Here is an 18,425-nt window from a genome sequence, read left to right as displayed (position 1 = left end):
CTATACACTTTTCCTGGAACTGCTCCGGATTATCCGTTGTTTTTACGACGCAATCTGTTTTCGATCTCTTCGCGCGCGCTTTGCGTGGCCTTCAGCGAGATGGTGGCGCTGCCGTCGTCATTGTCGCTTCGCGAAACCACATCGCCATTGCGGTAAAGCCAGTCGACAAGGCCGAACTGTGCCGGCTCGATCGTCACGGTGAGGTCTTCGAGTTCGCCCGCCATCCGCGTTTCGATGATCGCCTTCAGCGCATCGATGCCCTCGCCGGTCACCGCCGACACCGCAATCGGCGGCGCCTTGTTGGCATCGGCGCCGTCTGCAAGCAGCCGGGTCCGGTTGCCTTCGTCGAGCCGGTCGATCTTGTTCCACACTTCGATCACCCGCTTGGCATCACCAGCGTCAACGCCAAGATCTGCAAGGATACGCTCGACATCCTCGGCCTGGGCGGTCGTGTCCGGATCGGAAATGTCGCGCAGATGAAGCACGAGGTCGGCCTCGACCACCTCTTCCAGGGTGGCGCGGAAAGCCGCGATCAGATGTGTCGGCAGGTCCGAAATGAAGCCGACCGTGTCGGAGAGGATGATCGGCGTGCCATGTGGCAGGCGCACGCGGCGCAGCGTCGGGTCGAGCGTGGCGAACAGCATGTCCTGTGCCAGCACATCCGCCCCGGTCAGCCGGTTGAACAGCGTCGACTTCCCGGCATTGGTGTAGCCGACGATCGCCACCACCGGGAACGGCACCTTCCTGCGCTTGGCGCGGTGCAGGTCGCGCGTGCGCCGCACCGTTTCCAGCTCCTGCTTCAGCTTGATGATCTTTTCCTGCAACTGCCGCCGGTCGGATTCGATCTGTGTTTCGCCGGGGCCCCCAAGGAATCCGGCGCCGCCGCGCTGGCGCTCCAAATGGGTCCAGCTACGCACGAGGCGGCCCTTCTGGTAGTTGAGATGGGCGAGCTCGACCTGCAGCGTGCCTTCCTTGGTGCGTGCACGCTCGCCGAATATCTCGAGGATCAGCCCGGTGCGGTCCAGCACCTTGGCGTTCAGCTCTTTCTCGAGATTGCGTTGCTGCACAGGGGTCAGCGGATGGTCGACGACGACCACTTCCGCATGTCCCTCTTTGACGATTTCCGCGAACTCGGCGACCTTGCCGCTGCCGAGCAGCGTCGCCGGGCGCGGATCGTTGACGGTCACCACCGCGGTGTGAATCAGATCAAGGTTGATGGCGCGGGCAAGGCCAACGGCCTCGTCGTGACGCGCATCAGCCGAACGCATCAGCCGCGGGCGGTTGGTCTCGTCGTCGTTGCGCTGGTGGCGGGTAAGGACGGGCACAATGACCACGGCCCGGGTCGGGCCCTTGGCTTCCGTCCCGGGATGATGCGTTGGTTTTCCGCGAACGGTGGCGTCCGCGTCTTTCTCACGTGCCAATCAGGCGCCCTGGCTTTCCTCGCCATCGAACATCTGAACCGGCTGGCTCGGCATGATCGTGGAAATGGCGTGCTTGTAGACGAGCTGGGAGTGACCGTCACGGCGCAGCAGGACACAGAAATTGTCGAACGAAGTGACCACGCCGGTCAGCTTGACGCCGTTGATAAGGAAGATGGTGAGCGGGTTCTTGCTCTTGCGAACTGAATTCAGGAACAGGTCCTGAAGGTTTTGCGATCGTTCCGCCATTGTTCTTGTCTTTCGCCGATCCCCTTCGGTTTGCAAGCCAATGCGCCAAATTAACGGGCGCATGTCAAGCTCGCAAACACCGTCTTGTCGTCAGTAACGACAAGCAGAACGAGATATATTGATGTTCATTCCACCTGTGCGGTTATCAGGCTGGACTTTTTTCCGCAATGTCAAAAAAGGCCTGCCGCAAGGAAAGTGTTATTGAGCCGGGGTGCCCATTGGCGACCGTATCGCCGTCGATAGCCACCACCGGCATGGCGAGTGTCGTTGCGGAGCTGATGAACGCCTCGCGTGCCGCCTTGGCCTCGGCGACGGAAAAGCCGCGCTCCTCGATCTTCAGGCCAAGCTTGGCCGCCACTTCGAACATGGTCGTGCGGGTGATGCCGCGCAGGATGCCATGCTCGGCCGGCCTGGTGACCAGAACGCCGTCCCTGGTGACGATCCAGGCGTTGGACGAGCCGCCTTCCTTGACGTTACCTTCGGTGTCGACGAACCAGGCTTCCTGCGCACCGGCTTCCTTTGCCTTCTGCTTGGCCAAGACATTGGGCAGCAGCCCGACAGTCTTGATGTCGACCCTGTCCCAGCGGTTCTCCGGCACGGTAATGACCGCGATGCCTGTCTCGGCTCGCTTTGCACCAGCGGCAGGATCGGCCTTCCTGGCGGTTACCACCAGCGAAGGCTTGGTGTCGGCGGAAGGGAAGACGAAGTCGCGGCTGGCCACGCCGCGCGTCACCTGCACGTAGACCAGGCCATTGGCGACGTGGTTGCGATTGACCACCTCACGCAGAATGAGCGGCAGCACGTGAGAGGTGACCGGCCAGGCGATCGACAATTCGGTCAGCGAACGGTTCAGCCGGGCCAGGTGGCGCGGCATGTCGACGATGAAGCCACGCGCCACTTCGCAGACCTCATAGACACCGTCGGCAAACTGATAGCCGCGATCCTCGATATGCACGGCAGCGTCGGCGTGCGTGACATAGCGCCCGTTGACATAGGCAATGCGCGGCATTGGCGACCCCTCAGAAATTCTCGGGCTTTCTTATGCGATTCCACCGCGGGCGTAACCGGCAAATGGTTGGACCACGCGCGGCTGGTCGGACGTCGCGCTTAGACGCCCAGGGACTTCAGCTTGCGATGCAGAGCGGAGCGCTCCATGCCGATGAACTCGGCGGTTTTCGAGATGTTGCCGCCGAACCGGTTGATCTGGGCGATCAGGTAATCCTTCTCGAACTGCTCACGCGCTTCGCGGAGCGGCAGCGCCATGATGTGTTGGTCGGATTGATTCGGGGTGCGCGGCATGACATCGCCGATCTCGGCCGGCAACAGATCAGCGGTGATCGGCGCATCGACGTCGTCGCCGCGCGCCAGGATCATCAGGCGCTCGACATTATTGCGCAGCTGGCGAACGTTGCCCGGCCAGTTGTGCGCCTGCAGCACGGCCAGCGCGTCGTCGCCGATGCGGCGCGGCTTGATGCCGGCCTGGCGGGCGATCTGCTTCATGAAATTGTCGACGAGGTAGGGAATATCCTCGCGCCGCTCGGCCAATCCCGGCACGATGACCGGAACCACCGCGAGGCGATGGTAAAGATCCTCGCGGAAACGCCCGTCGGCGATCATCGCTTCGAGGTTCTGCGACGTGGAGGAGATGATGCGGACATCGACCTTGACCCGCTTGGTTCCCCCTACCCGCTCGAACTGCTGCTCGACCAGCACGCGCAGGATCTTGTTCTGCGTCTCGCGCGGCATGTCGGCCACCTCGTCGATGTAGAGGATGCCGCGATGGGCCTCCTCGAGCGCGCCGACCTTGCGCTCGACGCCATTCGATTCGGTGCCGAACAGTTCGATCTCCATACGCTCGGGCGTGATGTTGGCGGCGCTCAGCGTCACGAAAGGCGCGCCCTTGCGCGCCGACAGCGTGTGGATGGCGCGCGCGGCCAGTTCCTTGCCCGAGCCAGACGGGCCGATGATCATCACGCGGCTGTTGGTCGGCGCGACGCGTTCGATGGTCTGACGCAACTGGCTCATCGCCGACGACATGCCGATCAGATCGAAGGTTTCACCGCTGCGCAGCTTGAGGTCGGAAACCTCGCGCCGCAATTTCGAGGTCTCGAGCGCACGTTCGGCAATAAGGATCAGCCTGTCGGCCTTGAACGGTTTTTCGATGAAGTCATAGGCGCCGCGACGGATGGCGGAGACCGCCGTTTCGATGTTGCCGTGGCCGGAAATCATCACCACCGGCAAGGTCGGATGCATCGTCTTGATCTCGTCGAGCAGCGCCAGCCCGTCGAGACGCGAGCCCTGCAGCCAGATGTCGAGGAAAATCAGCCGCGGCGCGCGATCAGCTATAGCAGCGAGCGCGCTGTCGGCATCGAATGCCGTGCGGGTTTCGTGACCTTCGTCGCTCAGTATGCCCGCGACGAGTTCACGGATGTCTTCCTCGTCATCGACGATGAGAATATCAGACGCCATTACCGACCTTTTCAGTTTCTCTTTCGTTTTCCGCCCTGCTTTCGCCGCGCGGAGCCGTTGCGGCCGCAGGCGGCAGGATGATGCTGATCATCGCGCCGCGCCCATCGTGGAAGTCCGCAGGAGCATCGTGTAGTTCCAGCCTGCCACCATGGTCCTCCACGATCTTCTTGACGATAGCGAGGCCAAGTCCGGTGCCCTTCTCGCGTGTGGTCATGTAGGGCTCGAGCAGCCGTTGGCGATTCTCGCGCGGCAGGCCTTTGCCATTGTCGATGACGTCGATTCGAATCACACCATTCTGGCGCCCGGCCTGAATCCGGATTATGCCGTGCGAACCATCCTTCTGTTCCAATCCGTCGATTGCCTCGGCGGCGTTCTTGATCACATTGCCGAAAGCCTGCGCCATCAGCCGGCTGTCGAACGTGCCCTTCAGCGGCTCGCTGCCGAAGATCCGCTCGAAAGTGATGTCGGCGCGGCTGACCTCGACCAGGAACGAGGCCTCGCGCAGCGATTCGCGCAGATCTATGGCCTTCATCTCGGGCTTCGGCATGCGCGCGAACGCCGAGAATTCGTCGACCATACGGCCGATATCCTCAACCTGACGAATGATGGTGTCGGTGCACTGGTCGAAAACCTCGCGGTCCTCGGTAATCACCTTGCCATAGCGGCGCTTGATGCGTTCGGCCGAGAGCTGGATCGGCGTCAGCGGGTTCTTGATCTCGTGGGCGATACGCCGCGCCACATCCGCCCAAGCCGACGAGCGCTGCGCCTGGACCAGGTCGGTGATGTCGTCAACCGTCACGACATAGGACTTTTCCTCCGAGCCGTCATCGCCGGCCTCGATGGTGATCTGAACGTTGAAGGTCCGCTCGGCGCCGGCGCGGTAGAAGGTCACCTGCTCGCGATAGACGGGTTTGCCGGACTTGCGGCCGATTTCGAAGACGCGGCCGACATGCGGCAGCACGGCGGAAAGGTTCTGCCCAAGGGCTGCGCTGGCGGATATGGCCAGCATCGCTTCGGCCGAGCGGTTGACGATGGTGACGATGCCGTAGGGATCGACGCCGATGACGCCGGCAGTAACGCCGGCAAGCACGGCCTCGGAGAAGCGTCGCCTCTCGTCGATCAGGTCCTTGGCCGACAGGATCTCGTTGCGCTGCGATTTCAGTTCGAGAAGCATCTTGTTGAACGTATCGCCGAGCGAGGCGACATCGCCATCCGAAGGCCTGACCGGAACCGCGACGTCGAGATTGCCGGTCGCCACTTCGTCGGCGGCGCCGATGAGCTGGCGAATGGGCCGCACCAGACGGTCGGCGACCGCAATGCCGGTCCAGATCGCGGACAGGATGATGATGAGCGTCAGCGAAAGATAGGGCAGCGCGAACGCCACCTGCGAGGTACGGCGGTTGTCTTCCAGCCCCCGATATTCGTCGGTGTTGGACCTGACGATCTGCCGCGCCTTGATGACCTCGGGGTCGACGAGGCGAATGGTATAGAGATAGAGCCCTTCGATCTCGCGCAGCTTGACGATGGCGCCCATGATGTTGCGCGTTTTCGGTTCGATCAGCACCGGTTTGCCGTCGGCAGCGCTGGCCACGGCGCCTTCCGGCGGCTCAGGCATGGCAAAATCCGTGTCGGTCTTGGCGCTCATGACGAAAGAGCCGTCAGGTTTGATCAGCGCCGCATGGGCCAGCGAACGGCCCACGGCTTCCTTGTTCATCAGGTCGAGAAAGCCGGTACGATCAAGGCCGTAGAGTGTGCGCGACGCATCGAGATCATAGGCCATGGACAGTGTCGTACCCTGCAGGTTGCGGGCATTTTCCTGAACATAGGCGTCGGCGATCGACAGCGACGAATTGACGATCGTCTTGGTGCGGATCTCGAACCAGCGGTCGAGGCCGATGTCGAGCGTGATCGACGCGATGATGGCCACCATGATGGCCGGAATGGCGGCAACCAGGGCGAACATGGCGACAATGCGCACATGCAGCCGCGAAGCGGCCTTGCCATGCCGGCGCGCCATCAGGATGCGGTGCACCTCACGCCCGACCAGCGCGATAAGAATCAGGACGAAAGCCGCGTTGAGGGCAATCAACGCCAGCGTCGTCGACTCGTTCGGTGTGATCGGCGTGGCGCCAACGAGGATGGTGAACGAGATCGCCGCCGTCATCAGCGCGCCGACGACCGCGATCACGCCTGGCAGCGCAAGCAGCCGGCGCCCGTCACGAGCGCCGGGTTCGCTGAAAAGCGGTTGGTTTGTTGTCGGTGCCTGCGGGGCCATGTCGCCGTCTAGTGCCATGATTGCGTCGGATGTATGCAACGCATTGTGGCGATTATGCAACAAGTGTGACCGAGACGGAAATCTTTCGCGAGCCGATCCCCTGAAAAGAGCGCGGGCTCAGATCAGGGCTCAGCCCTGCCGCGACGATTTGTAGACGTTGACGCCGAGTTCGCGAATCTTCTTGCGCAGCGTGTTGCGGTTCAAGCCAAGCAGTTCCGCGGCCTTGATCTGGTTGCCGCGGGTTGCCGTCATCGAGGCCAGGACGAGTGGAAACTCGACCTCGGACAGGATGCGTTGATAAAGCCCGGCAGGTGGCAAATCGCCGGCAAACGAGGCGAAATAGCGTTGCAGGAAGTGCTCGACCGCCTGGCCGATCGACAAATCGTCGGGAATGAGATTGCCGCCACCCGGCACCACGGGACGTTCGCCGGTCTTGAGCTCGGCCTCGATGATCTCGGCGGAAATCTCGTCCTGCGAATAGAGCGCGGCGAGCCTGCGAACCAGGTTTTCCAGTTCGCGCACATTGCCCGGCCAGGGATAGCGCTTCATCAACTCGATGCCGCCGGAAGAGATGCGCTTGGTCTGCAGGCCTTCCATTTCGCCGAGCTTGAAGAAGTGGCGGACAAGGTCGGGCACATCCTCGGAGCGCTCACGCAGCGCGGGCAGCCGGAGCGGCACCACGTTGAGGCGATAGAACAGATCCTCGCGAAAAAGCCCCTGGTTGATCAGGGTGCGCAGATCCTTGTTGGTGGCGGCGACGATGCGCACGTCGGTCTTGATCGGCGTGCGTCCGCCAACCGTCGTGTATTCGCCCTGTTGGAGCACGCGCAGCAGCCGCGTCTGCGCTTCCATCGGCATGTCGCCGATTTCATCGAGGAACAGCGTGCCACCTTCAGCTTGCTCGAAGCGCCCGGTCGAGCGGTTCTGCGCGCCGGTGAAGGCGCCCTTCTCGTGACCGAACAGTTCCGATTCGATCAGGTCGCGCGGGATCGCCGCCATGTTGATGGCGACGAACGGGCCGCCACGGCGGCGGCCATATTCATGCAGTGCGCGCGCCACCAGTTCCTTGCCGGTGCCGGATTCGCCCGAGATCATCACCGTCAGGTCGGTCTGCATCATGCGCGCCAGCATGCGGTAGATGTCCTGCATGGCGGCCGAACGGCCGACCAGCGGCATTGCATCAGGCTGCTCTTCCGGCCGCGCATCGATCTTCGGCCGTCGCGGCTCGGAAAGCGCCCGGTTGACGATGTTGAGCAGTTCGGTCAGGTCGAACGGCTTGGGCAGATACTCATAGGCGCCGGTTTCAGACGCGCGGATCGCCGTCATGAAGGTGTTCTGGGCGCTCATGACGATGACCGGCAGTTCCGGCCTCGCCTTCTTGATGCGCGGCAGCATGTCGAAGGCGTTCTCGTCCGGCATCACCACATCGGTGATGACCAGATCGCCCTCGCCCGCCGCCACCCAGCGCCACAAAGTCGAAGCATTGGAGGTGACGCGCACCTCGTGGCCGACGCGCGAAAGCGCCTGGTTGAGGACAGTGCGGATCGCCGCATCGTCGTCGGCGACGAGAATATTGCCGCGAACGGTCATTTGCGGTCTCCTTCACCGTCTTCATCGGCGCCGTATGGCGCTTCTTTCCAGGCCGGCATCAGGATGCGGAATGTGGTCCCGCGCGGCGTCGATTCGCATTCGATGATGCCGCCATGTTCGCCGACGATTTTGGCGACCAGCGCCAGCCCCAGCCCCGAGCCGTTCGGCTTGGTGGTGATGAACGGGTCGAACAGGATCGGCAGGATATCTTCCGAGACGCCGGAACCATTGTCACGCACGCAAAACTCCAGCGGCAGCGACACGCGGTCCTGCGTGCCCGGAACGGAAACACGGATGCCTGGCCGGAAGGCGGTCGACAGCACGATCTCGCCCTGCGGGTCACTGCCGATCGCCTCGGCGGCGTTCTTGACCAGGTTGAGGAACACCTGGATCAACTGGTCGCGGTTGGCAAACACCGGAGGCAACGAAGGATCATAGTCCTCCAATATCTTGATTCTCTTGGCAAAACCGTTCTTGGCAATGGCCTTCACATGGTCGAGCACGACATGGATGTTGACGGGGTAGCGGTCGATCGGCCGCTCATCGGAAAACACCTCCATGCGATCGACCAGCGACACGATGCGGTCGGTCTCGTCGGTGATCAGCCGCGTCAGCGCACGGTCTTCGTCGGAAGCCGACAGTTCCAGCAACTGGGCAGCGCCGCGGATGCCGGAGAGGGGGTTCTTGATCTCATGGGCAAGCATCGCCGCCAGGCCGGTGACCGAGCGCGCTGCGCCCCGATGCGTCATCTGCCGGTCGATCTTGTCGGCCATCGACCGTTCCTGGAACATAACCACCACCGAGCCCGGAAATTCCGGTACCGGCGCCACATAGAGATCGACGACCTTCTCGATGCCGAGACGCGGCGACGACACGTCGACGCGATACTCGTTGACCGGTGCCAGGCGCTCGCGCACCTGGTCGACCAGCGTCAGCAGCGGGCTGCCGAAGGGAATGAGTTTTGACAGCGTGTTGCGGGCGAGCATGGTCGCGCTTGAACGAAAGAAGTCCTCCGCGTCGGCGTTGGCGAAGGTAATGAAGCCTTCCTCGCTGATCATGATCACCGGGCGGCGGATGGTGTTGAGCACGATCTGGGCGGCATCCGCCATTTCAGCGCCTTGGCCGGCGGGGGCGTTCATGCGGCACTCCGCAGGGTCAAAGGTTGCGGATCGCGCGAAAACACATCGCGCAGCAAGGCAATGACGCGCGCGGGCTCGAATGCGGTCAGTACGGCCTTTCGGCTGTCGTCGGCGACGCCGCCTGCATGCCGATCAAGATACCAGCCGAGATGCTTGCGCGCCTGGCGCAGGCCGCTTTCGGCGCCGTAGAGCGCCAGCATGTCCTCATAATGGGCCACGATGTAATCGGCGAGCGCCGTCGGGTTCTGTGGAATATTTGGCGTCGCTTCGCCTGTCGCTGCGGCCGCAATGCCACCTGCGATCCAGGGCGCGCCATAATGGGCACGGCCGATCATCACGGCGTCGGCACCCGATTGATCGAGAATGTCGGCCGCTTCCGCCGGCGAAGAGACGTCACCATTGGCGACGACCGGGATGGACACGGCTTCCTTGACGCGGGCGATGGCGCGCCAGTCGGCCTTGCCCTGATAGAACTGGCAGCGCGTTCGGCCGTGCACGGTCACCATGCTGACACCGGCCTGCTCGGCGCGGCGCGCCAGCATCGGCGCGTTGAGCGCGCCTTCGTTCCAGCCAAGCCGCATCTTGACCGTCACTGGCACCTCGACCGCGCCGACAACGGCGTCGATCAGCGACAGTGCGTGGTCGAGATCCAGCATCAATGCCGAGCCGGCATAACCGCCGGTGACCTTCTTGGCCGGGCATCCCATGTTGATGTCGATAATGTCGGCGCCCTCGCCGGCGGCGATTCTGGCACCTTCGGCCATGTGCATCGCCTCACGGCCGGCCAGCTGAACCATATGGACGGGCAGGCCGGAGTGGCGTATGCGCAGGTTGAAACCGGCCCTGCCCTTGGCGAGCTCGCCGCTGGCAACCATTTCGGACACGACCAGGCCCGCTCCATGCGCGTGGGCACGCTGCCGGAACGGCTCGTCCGTAATGCCCGACATCGGCGCGAGGAACACGCGATTGCGGAGTCTCACGCCGCCGACGTTAAGCGGCGCGGCCAATTTGGTCAAATTAACCATGCACAAAAACCAAGCATCTTCATTCGTTGCACATTCTCTAGCCATATCGGCCGCAATGTGCAACGCGGAATGACGCCACATTAAGGCGCAATTGGGAAAATGCTGGCCTTCGGGATTGGGTGTGGCCAAAGCGCCGCGCGCCCCGTGGGACGCGCAAAGGACGCTTTGGGATTCATATTTGACGCACGATCTTTGCCGAAAACCGATTACACTTTTCGGGATCGTGCGCTAAGCCAATCTGCAATGACTGACGCAAGTGAAAATCACGTTTCGAGTGCGGATGGCAAGGTCGCGGTGGTAATCGTCGCGGCCGGCCGTGGTGCGCGCGCCGGACAGGCCAACGGACCGAAGCAATATCAACACATTGGCGGCTTTGCCGTCATCGCACGCACGCTGGACATTTTTCTGGCCCACCCGCGGACCAGCGAGATCGTCGTCGCCATTCATGCCGACGACCATGAACTGTTCCGGCAGGCGGCGGGCACCAACGCCGAGCGCGTTAGCGCCGTTATCGGCGGGGCGACCAGGCAGGAATCCGTCCGGCTCGGCCTGCTTGCCCTTAGAGACCACGCGCCGGGGCAGGTTCTGATCCACGATGCCGTGCGTCCGTTTGTCGATGCGGACCTGATAGATCGCACCATCGCCGCCATCGGCGAGCGCGAGGGCGCATTGCCCGCTTTGCCCGTCGCCGACACGCTGAAGCGCGAGTCGGCCTCCGGCGTGGTTGGCGAAACCGTTTCGCGCAGCGGTCTTCACGCGGCGCAAACGCCGCAGGGCTTTCCGTTCTGGCCCATCCTTGCCGCGCACGAGAAAGCCCATCATCTGGGAAAAATGGATTTTACCGACGATGCCGCGATCGCCGAATGGGCGCATATTCCGGTCAAGATCGTTCCGGGCTCGCCGGATAATGTCAAACTCACCTGGGCACGGGATATTGCCATGGCGGACCAGCGGCTTTCCGGCGAACGTGTGCGCTTTCCCGACATCCGGACCGGCAATGGCTACGACGTCCATGCTTTCGAGCCCGGCGACCATGTTACACTGTGTGGAGTCGCCATTGCACACGACAAGAAACTGTCCGGCCATTCCGACGCCGATGTCGGTCTGCATGCTCTGACCGATGCGTTGCTGGCGACCTGCGGCGCCGGCGACATCGGTACGCATTTTCCGCCGTCCGACCCGCAGTGGAAAGGCGCTGCGTCGCGGATCTTCGTCGAGCATGCGGCAGGGCTGGTGCGCGAGCGCGGCGGCCGCATCGCCAATGCCGATATCACGTTGATCTGCGAAGCGCCGCGCGTCGGCCCGCACCGCGAGGCGATGACGGCAGCCCTGTCGCAGATGCTGGCAATTTCCGCGGATCGCATCTCGATCAAGGCGACAACCAACGAGAAGCTCGGCTTCGTCGGGCGCGAGGAAGGCATTGCGGCGATCGCCACTGCCAGCGTGGTGTTTCCCGGCGAGGTGCCGGAATGACCAACAGCGACCTGGCAAATGCCTTGCTGCAAGCCTGCCAGAAACGCGGCATCATGCTGGCAACGGCGGAAAGCTGCACCGGCGGCATGATCATCGCGGCACTCACCGACATCGCCGGCTCGTCCGCCGTGGTCGATCGCGGCTTCATCACCTATTCCAACGAAGCCAAGATGGACATGCTCGGCGTTTCCGCCGCCACGCTCGATGCGCATGGCGCGGTTTCGCGCGAGACTGCGATCGAGATGGCGACAGGCGCGCTTACCCGTTCGCGCGCCGGGCTCACCCTGGCGGTTACCGGGATCGCCGGGCCAGGCGGCGGTTCGGCGGAAAAACCGGTCGGCCTGGTCTGGTTCGGGGTTGCGCTGGACGGCCGACCGATTGTCGCCGAGCACCAACACTTTGCAGACAAAGGCCGCGATTTCATCCGTCGCGAAACGGTCCGGCAAGCGCTGGAACTGGGCCTGCAAGCACTCGGATAGGATTATAAAACGTTGGGCGGGCGGACCCGAAAGCCGGATTTGCGGCTACGTTTTCGATTCCGGGCTGCTTTGCCCCAAGTGTGGCTCTGTCCCAGCCAGCAGCCGCTGAATGTTGGCACGATGGCGCATAACCACGTAGATGCTGCCCGCAATCACCAACAACCGATAGGCCAACGGTTGCTCCAGGCCACAGATGAGGGCGATCGCGGTCAACGCCGCTACCATCGAACTCAGGGAAACTATCCGAGACGTAGCCAGCACAGCACCAAAAGCCGCCGCAGCCCCCACACCTACCGGCCAAGACAGAGCCAGCAACACGCCAAGCCCCGTCGCAGCGGATTTGCCACCTGTGAAATTCAACCAGATCGAACGGCCATGTCCCAACAACACGGCAATTCCGGCCAGGCAAACAGCCCAAGGCACCCAGGCTTGCAGGTCAAGCGGGGTCGATAGCGTAACCAACGGCAACGTGATGAACCAGGGATAGAACCAGCGGGCAAAGACGATCGCCCCAGCACCTTTCAGCACATCCACCAGCAACACCACCAACGCCGGCCATTTTCCCAAGACCCGCAAGACGTTCGTTGCCCCGGTGGATTTGGAGCCATGCTCCCGGATATCGATGCCCTTGAGCAGCTTCCCCGCCAGATAACCCGTGGGCATTGAACCGAAGAGATAGGCGATCGCCAGTCCAACGGTGCTTGCTATCCAGAAAAGCATGCGCAAGCCTCAAGACGGTTTTGTACCGTAGATGACGTCGGCGCGCTTCTCAAAGGCTTCGGCGAACATGCGGAAGGCACGATCGAACATGGTTCCCATGACCGCGCCCAGAATGCGGCTCTTGAACTCGTAGTCGATGAAGAAGCGGACGGCGCAACCGGCGCCGTCGGGTTCGAAACGCCAGACATTGCTCAAATATTTAAACGGCCCGTCGATGTACTTCACGTCGATGGTGTTCTCGTCGGGCTTCAGCAGTACCTGCGTCGTGAAGGTTTCGCGGATCGCCTTGTAGCCGATGCTCATGTCGGCAAGGAGAACGGTACGCCCGTCACGCTCCTTGCGCGAGCGAACCGTCAGCGCTTCGCAAAGCGGCAGGAATTGCGGATAGGATTCAACATCGGCGACCAAAGCGAACATCTGCTCGGGTGTATGGGATACGCGTCGGGTAGCTTCGAATTTTGGCATGAAACCGGCTGATTAAGCTGATTTCTTGAGAATCGCTTCCCGTGCCGCACGCAGCTTGGCGAAATCGTCGCCGGCGTGATGCGATGAACGCGTCAGCGGGCTGGACGCCACCAGCAGGAAACCCTTGGTCCGGCCGATCGTCTCAAAGGATCTGAACTCCTCCGGCGTAACAAAGCGGATCACCGGGTGGTGCTTCTTCGACGGCTGCAGATACTGGCCTATGGTCATGAAGTCGACATTGGCCGAACGCAGATCGTCCATCAACTGCAGGATTTCATTCCGTTCTTCGCCCAGCCCCACCATGATGCCGGACTTGGTGAAGATCGACGGATCAAGCTCCTTGACCCGCTGCAACAGCCGGATCGAATGGAAATAGCGGGCGCCCGGACGAACCGTCAGATAGTTCGACGGAACGGTTTCGAGATTGTGGTTGAAGACGTCGGGTTTGGCCGCCACGACGATCTCCAGCGCGCCGTCCTTGCGCAGGAAGTCGGGCGTCAGGATTTCGATCGTCGTCAGCGGCGTCGCCGCCCGGATGGCGCGGATGACCTCGGCGAAATGCTGCGCACCGCCATCGGCGAGGTCGTCGCGGTCGACCGAGGTGATGACGACATGGGTAAGGCCCATCTGCTTGACCGCATGCGCGACGCGGGCCGGTTCATCCGGGTCAAGAGCAGTTGGAATGCCCGTGGCGACGTTGCAGAAAGCGCAGGCGCGGGTGCAGATCTCGCCCATGATCATGAAGGTGGCGTGCTTCTTTTCCCAGCACTCGCCGATGTTGGGGCAGCCGGCCTCTTCGCAGACCGTCACCAGCTTGTGCGACTTCACGATTTCGCGCGTTTCGGCATAGCCCTTCGACATCGGCGCCTTGACGCGTATCCAGTCGGGCTTGCGCAGGACATCCTGATCAGGCTTGTGCGCCTTTTCCGGATGCCGCAGGCGCGGTGCGTTGGCGATCGTATCGAGGACAGTGACCATCGGGAAACCTGGTTCATTGGCGAGCGCCAGTCAGGCGTTCGTTGTCATAACGTCATCTAGGACTTTTCGGCGCAAAGAAAAAGGCCGCTGCGGCGCATGCCGCAACAGCCTTTTTCGCATGGCAGCTCTTCAGGGATGTCAGCGGCGCACCAGGCGTCCCGCCCAGATCAGCAGGCAGGCACCGATAAAGCCGGTGATCAGATAGGCAATCCAGCCGACGCCGAACGGGCCAAAATTGAGAGCCTGCAGAATGGCGTTCAGTACGATCGCGCCGACGATGCCCATAACGATGTTCATGAAGATGCCGGTGTTGCTCTTCATGAACATTTCGGCGAACCAGCCTGCCAGGCCGCCGATGATGATGGCTGCTATCCAGCCGACGCCATTCAGGTGCATATGCCTTCTCCTTGTGTGATGGATGAAAGTGCATCAGCAAACGATGTACCTTGCCGCCGGGTTCCATCTGTAGCAGCGCTTTCAATCTATCACGCGTTGAGCGCGCGGCCATAGGCGTCGAGCACGCTTTCCTTCATCATCTCCGACAGCGTCGGGTGCGGGAAGATGGTGTGCATCAGCTCTTCCTCGGTCGTCTCCAGGTTCATCGCCACGACGAAGCCCTGGATCAGTTCGGTCACTTCGGCGCCGACCATGTGGGCGCCGAGCAATTGACCGGTCTTCTTGTCGAAGATGGTCTTGATGAAGCCCTGATCCTCACCGAGCGCGATCGCCTTGCCATTGGCGGCGAACTGGAAGCGCCCGACCCGGATATCCCAGCCCTCTGCCTTGGCCTTGGCTTCGGTCAGGCCAACCGAGGCGACCTGCGGATTGCAGTAGGTGCAGCCCGGAATCTTCAGCTTGTCGGTGGCATGTACGCCAGGAAAATCAGCGATCTTCTCGATGCACACGACACCCTCATGTTCGGCCTTGTGGGCGAGCATCGGCGGGCCGGCGACATCGCCGATGGCATAGATGCCCGGCACATTGGTCTTGCCGTAACCATCGATGACGACGCAGCCGCGTTCGGTCTTCACGCCGAGCGCCTCAAGCCCGAGGCCCTCGATGTTGCCTTGCACGCCGACGGCCGAGATCATCCGGTCGGCGGTGATCTTCTCGACCTTGCCGTCCTTCATCTCGACATGCGCCGTGACCGAGTTCGTGCCCTTCTCGACCTTGGTCACCTTGGCTTCGAGGATGATCTTCATGCCTTGCTTCTCGAACTGCTTCTGCGCGAACTTCGAGACTTCGGCGTCCTCGACCGGCATCACCGCCGGCAGCAATTCGACCACCGTCACCTCGGCGCCCATTGTGCGGTAGAAGGAGGCGAATTCGATGCCGATGGCGCCCGATCCCATGACGAGCAACGACTTCGGCATCTCCTTCGGCACCATGGCCTCGAAATAGGTCCAGATCAGCTTTCCGTCCGGCTCGATGCCGGGCAGCGCGCGTGGCCGGGCGCCGGTCGCCAGGATGATGTGCTTGGCGGCATAGGTGCCCTCGCCCTTGACGCCTTTCGGCACCGGCGGCTGTGGCTCCATCGGCTTCTTGGCCGTCTTGGACACGACGATCTCGCCCGCCTTCGAAAGCTTGGCCTCGCCCCAGATGACGTCGACCTTGTTCTTCTTCATCAGGAAGGCAACGCCGCCATTGAGCCGCAGCGACACCTTGCGCGAGCGGTCAACGACGGCCGATGTGTCCACGCTGACCTTGCCGTCGAGCTTCAGCCCGTAATCCTTCAGGTGATCCGAATAGTGCATGATCTCGGCCGAGCGCAGCAGCGCCTTGGTCGGGATGCAGCCCCAGTTAAGGCAAATGCCGCCGAGATGCTCGCGCTCGACGATCGCCGTCTTGAAGCCGAGCTGCGCGGAACGCACCGCGGTGACATAGCCGCCGGGACCGGAGCCGATGATGATGACGTCGTAGTTCTCAGCCACGGGTTTTCTCCTTCACAATTCCAGCATGACGCGCACGACTGGTGTTAGCGCCTCGCCGATGTTTCGCGTATTTTCGGCGTCAAGATGAACACCGTCGAGAGGTGTGGTTTGCGCCACGCTGCCGGCGTCGAAGAAGCCGCAGCCGGCCTCATCGGCGAGCGCGGCATATTGCGGTGCCAAAAACTTCGAGGCGTCGTCGCCGCCGGCAAACATTTCCTTGAATTCGGCATTTTCGGTGCGACTGACGACAGGCGGCGAAACGATGAGGATCTGCGGCGCCGGCCAGTCGAACGGATAATCGTGACCGCGCACGATGTCGATCAACCGCTGGATGCCCTGCTTGGCCGCGACGGGATTGCCGTGGATCCACGGCTTCATGTCGTTGGCGCCGAGCATGATGACAATCAGGTCGATCGGCGCATGCGTCGTCAGCACCGTTGGCAGCAGCCTGGCGCCGTTGCGATCAGCACCGGCCAGGTGGTCGTCGAAGGCGGTGGTACGGCCATTGAGGCCTTCGGCGATAACTTCGACGCCACTGCCAAGCCCGGTCTGCAGCACGCTTGGCCAGCGGTCTTCCAGTGCATGGCGGCCACCTTCGGCATTGTAGCCCCGGGTCAGCGAGTCGCCGTAACAAAGAACCGTCCTCATGCGCCCACCTGTGCGTCGATCAACCCACGCTTCACCCGCCATCCATGGCTTGTGACCGCCCGTTTCCGAGCAACCAGTCCGGTGGCGAATCCGGAAATGACGAAAATGAAGGGGCTGGGGAAGACTATCCGCACCGCCCCCTCGCTTCCCTAGACCAGCATGCCCATCGGGTTTTCGATCAGCCGCTTGAAGGCGACCAGCAGTTCGGCACCCAGCGCACCGTCCACGGCGCGATGGTCGGTCGACAGCGTCACCGACATCACGGTGGCTATTCTGATCTCGCCATTCTTGACCACCGCCCGCTCCTCGCCGGCGCCGACAGCCAGGATGGTCGCGTGCGGCGGGTTGATGACCGCGGCAAAATCCTTGATGCCGAACATGCCGAGATTGGACACCGCCGTGGTGCCGCCCTGATACTCTTCCGGCTTCAGCTTGCGGCTGCGGGCGCGACTGGCGAGGTCCTTCATCTCGTTGGAGATGGTGGACAGCGTCTTTTCGTCGGCTTTGCGGATGATCGGTGTGATCAGCCCGCCGGGGATCGACACGGCAACGCCGACATCGGCGTGCCTGTGCTTGACCATGGCGCTTTCGGTCCACGAGGCATTGGCATCGGGCACCGCCTTCAGCGCCATCGCCATCGCCTTGATGACCATATCGTTGACCGACAGCTTGTAGGCCGGAGCCTCGCCCTTGTCGGTCTTCTTCACCGGGGCTGCCGCATTGATCTGCGTGCGCAGCGCCAGCAGCGCATCGAGCTCGCAGTCGAGCGTCAGGTAGAAATGCGGAATGGTGGTCTTGGCCTCGACCAGGCGGCGCGCAATGGTCTTGCGCATATTGTCATGCGGGACGAGGTCGTAGGAGCCCTGTTCGAACAGTTTCAGCACCTGATCGTCCGACATCGCCTTTACCGGCGCGGCAGGAGCAGCAGCCGGCACGCCAGCCGGAGCCTTGGCGGCAGGCGCCGCCTGGGCACCGCCACCGGCAATGGCCGCGTCGACATCGGCCCTCACCACCCGGCCATGCGGACCGGTGCCGGTCACGGCAGACACATCGACACCGGCTTCCTTGGCTATGCGACGTGCGAGCGGCGACGCGAAGGTGCGTCCTTCCGGCGACTGGCTGATCTCCCCCTTTGTGGGAGAGATGGCCGGCAGGCCAGAGGGGGGCGTCTCGCGCTGAGAGGACGGCGGGACAGCGCCCCCCTCTGTCGACTTCGTCGACATCTCCCCCACGGGTGGGGAGATTGGCGCCTTGTCCTGCTTGGCCTCGGCTTTCGCTGGAGCAGCATCGCCCCCGCTTTTCGCGGCAGCGCCTGCATCCTCACCTTCGGCAGCGAGCACGGCGATCAGAGCGTTGACCTTGACGCCTTCGGTGCCGGCGGGAACGACGAGCTTTGCGACCGTGCCCTCATCGACAGCCTCGACTTCCATCGTCGCCTTGTCGGTCTCGATCTCGGCAATGACATCGCCCGGCGAAACCTTGTCGCCTTCCTTGACGAGCCACTTGGACAGATTGCCCTCTTCCATCGTGGGCGACAGGGCCGGCATGGTGATGTTGATTGGCATT

Annotated in this window: 17 protein-coding genes; 2 read left to right on the top strand and 15 right to left on the bottom strand. The window is 62.5% G+C overall.

What is annotated here, in order from left to right; translation table 11 throughout:
• Positions 1-29 precede the first annotated feature (29 nt).
• From hflX to dusB, 8 genes are all read right to left on the bottom strand, one after another.
• On the bottom strand, positions 30-1,421 hold the full coding sequence (gene hflX / locus RPF88_RS06860) for a GTPase HflX (protein ID WP_337122031.1): 1,392 nt from the start codon (positions 1,419-1,421) through the stop codon (positions 30-32).
• Positions 1,422-1,667 carry an RNA chaperone Hfq gene (gene hfq, locus RPF88_RS06855; protein ID WP_006202172.1) on the bottom strand — a complete coding sequence of 82 codons (246 nt, stop codon included), beginning with the start codon at positions 1,665-1,667 and terminating at the stop codon, positions 1,422-1,424.
• Between the two features lie 145 nt (positions 1,668-1,812).
• Entirely contained in the window at positions 1,813-2,676 is an 864-nt protein-coding gene (locus tag RPF88_RS06850) for a D-amino-acid transaminase (RefSeq protein WP_337122029.1), read from the bottom strand.
• Positions 2,677-2,774: 98 nt separating this feature from the next.
• On the bottom strand, positions 2,775-4,136 hold the full coding sequence (ntrX, locus tag RPF88_RS06845; protein ID WP_013531496.1) for a nitrogen assimilation response regulator NtrX: 1,362 nt from the start codon (positions 4,134-4,136) through the stop codon (positions 2,775-2,777).
• Positions 4,126-6,411: a sensor histidine kinase NtrY-like gene (locus RPF88_RS06840; protein ID WP_024505196.1), complete on the bottom strand. Its 2,286-nt coding sequence runs from the start codon at positions 6,409-6,411 to the stop codon at positions 4,126-4,128. The genes ntrX and RPF88_RS06840 overlap by 11 nt, the downstream gene beginning before the upstream one ends.
• 129 nt (positions 6,412-6,540) lie before the next feature.
• Complete coding sequence (gene ntrC, locus RPF88_RS06835; RefSeq protein WP_024505195.1) at positions 6,541-8,001, bottom strand: nitrogen regulation protein NR(I); 1,461 nt, start codon at positions 7,999-8,001, stop codon at positions 6,541-6,543.
• Entirely contained in the window at positions 7,998-9,140 is a 1,143-nt protein-coding gene (locus RPF88_RS06830; protein ID WP_337122026.1) for a two-component system sensor histidine kinase NtrB, read from the bottom strand. The genes ntrC and RPF88_RS06830 overlap by 4 nt, the downstream gene beginning before the upstream one ends.
• Positions 9,137-10,165, bottom strand: coding sequence for a tRNA dihydrouridine synthase DusB (gene dusB, locus RPF88_RS06825; RefSeq protein WP_337122024.1), 1,029 nt, complete (start codon positions 10,163-10,165; stop codon positions 9,137-9,139). Before dusB ends, RPF88_RS06830 begins: the two co-directional genes overlap by 4 nt.
• A gap of 243 nt (positions 10,166-10,408) precedes the next feature.
• Here dusB and RPF88_RS06820 point away from each other — a divergent pair, with 243 nt between their 5' ends.
• Together RPF88_RS06820 and RPF88_RS06815 are read left to right on the top strand one after the other, a co-directional pair.
• Entirely contained in the window at positions 10,409-11,638 is a 1,230-nt protein-coding gene (locus RPF88_RS06820) for a bifunctional 2-C-methyl-D-erythritol 4-phosphate cytidylyltransferase/2-C-methyl-D-erythritol 2,4-cyclodiphosphate synthase (RefSeq protein ID WP_337122022.1), read from the top strand.
• Positions 11,635-12,117, top strand: a complete 483-nt coding sequence (locus RPF88_RS06815) for a CinA family protein (RefSeq protein ID WP_337122020.1) — start codon at positions 11,635-11,637, stop codon at positions 12,115-12,117. Before RPF88_RS06820 ends, RPF88_RS06815 begins: the two co-directional genes overlap by 4 nt.
• Positions 12,118-12,162: 45 nt before the next feature.
• Here the strand turns inward: RPF88_RS06815 and plsY are convergent, their stop codons facing one another.
• From plsY to RPF88_RS06780, 7 genes are all read right to left on the bottom strand, one after another.
• The gene (gene plsY, locus RPF88_RS06810) at positions 12,163-12,837 is read right to left on the bottom strand and encodes a glycerol-3-phosphate 1-O-acyltransferase PlsY (protein ID WP_337122019.1); all 675 of its coding nucleotides are present in this window, start codon (positions 12,835-12,837) and stop codon (positions 12,163-12,165) included.
• A gap of 9 nt (positions 12,838-12,846) precedes the next feature.
• Positions 12,847-13,302, bottom strand: coding sequence for a type II toxin-antitoxin system RatA family toxin (locus RPF88_RS06805; RefSeq protein WP_013531488.1), 456 nt, complete (start codon positions 13,300-13,302; stop codon positions 12,847-12,849).
• Positions 13,303-13,314: 12 nt separating this feature from the next.
• Positions 13,315-14,280, bottom strand: coding sequence for a lipoyl synthase (gene lipA / locus RPF88_RS06800; RefSeq protein ID WP_337122018.1), 966 nt, complete (start codon positions 14,278-14,280; stop codon positions 13,315-13,317).
• 138 nt (positions 14,281-14,418) lie between these two features.
• Positions 14,419-14,676, bottom strand: coding sequence for a GlsB/YeaQ/YmgE family stress response membrane protein (locus RPF88_RS06795; protein WP_013531486.1), 258 nt, complete (start codon positions 14,674-14,676; stop codon positions 14,419-14,421).
• A gap of 89 nt (positions 14,677-14,765) precedes the next feature.
• Positions 14,766-16,211, bottom strand: a complete 1,446-nt coding sequence (gene lpdA / locus RPF88_RS06790) for a dihydrolipoyl dehydrogenase (RefSeq protein ID WP_337122017.1) — start codon at positions 16,209-16,211, stop codon at positions 14,766-14,768.
• A gap of 12 nt (positions 16,212-16,223) precedes the next feature.
• Positions 16,224-16,859: an SGNH/GDSL hydrolase family protein gene (locus tag RPF88_RS06785; RefSeq protein ID WP_337122016.1), complete on the bottom strand. Its 636-nt coding sequence runs from the start codon at positions 16,857-16,859 to the stop codon at positions 16,224-16,226.
• A gap of 149 nt (positions 16,860-17,008) precedes the next feature.
• On the bottom strand, positions 17,009-18,424 hold the full coding sequence (locus RPF88_RS06780; RefSeq protein ID WP_337122015.1) for a pyruvate dehydrogenase complex dihydrolipoamide acetyltransferase: 1,416 nt from the start codon (positions 18,422-18,424) through the stop codon (positions 17,009-17,011).
• Position 18,425: the final 1 nt, after the last annotated feature.

The sequence above is a fragment of the Mesorhizobium sp. ISC11 genome, assembly GCF_037162595.1.
Classification (GTDB): Bacteria; Pseudomonadota; Alphaproteobacteria; order Rhizobiales; family Rhizobiaceae; genus Mesorhizobium; species Mesorhizobium ciceri.
The sequence above is the reverse complement of the archived record's forward strand: the minus strand, read 5'-3'. Positions and strand labels throughout refer to the sequence as shown.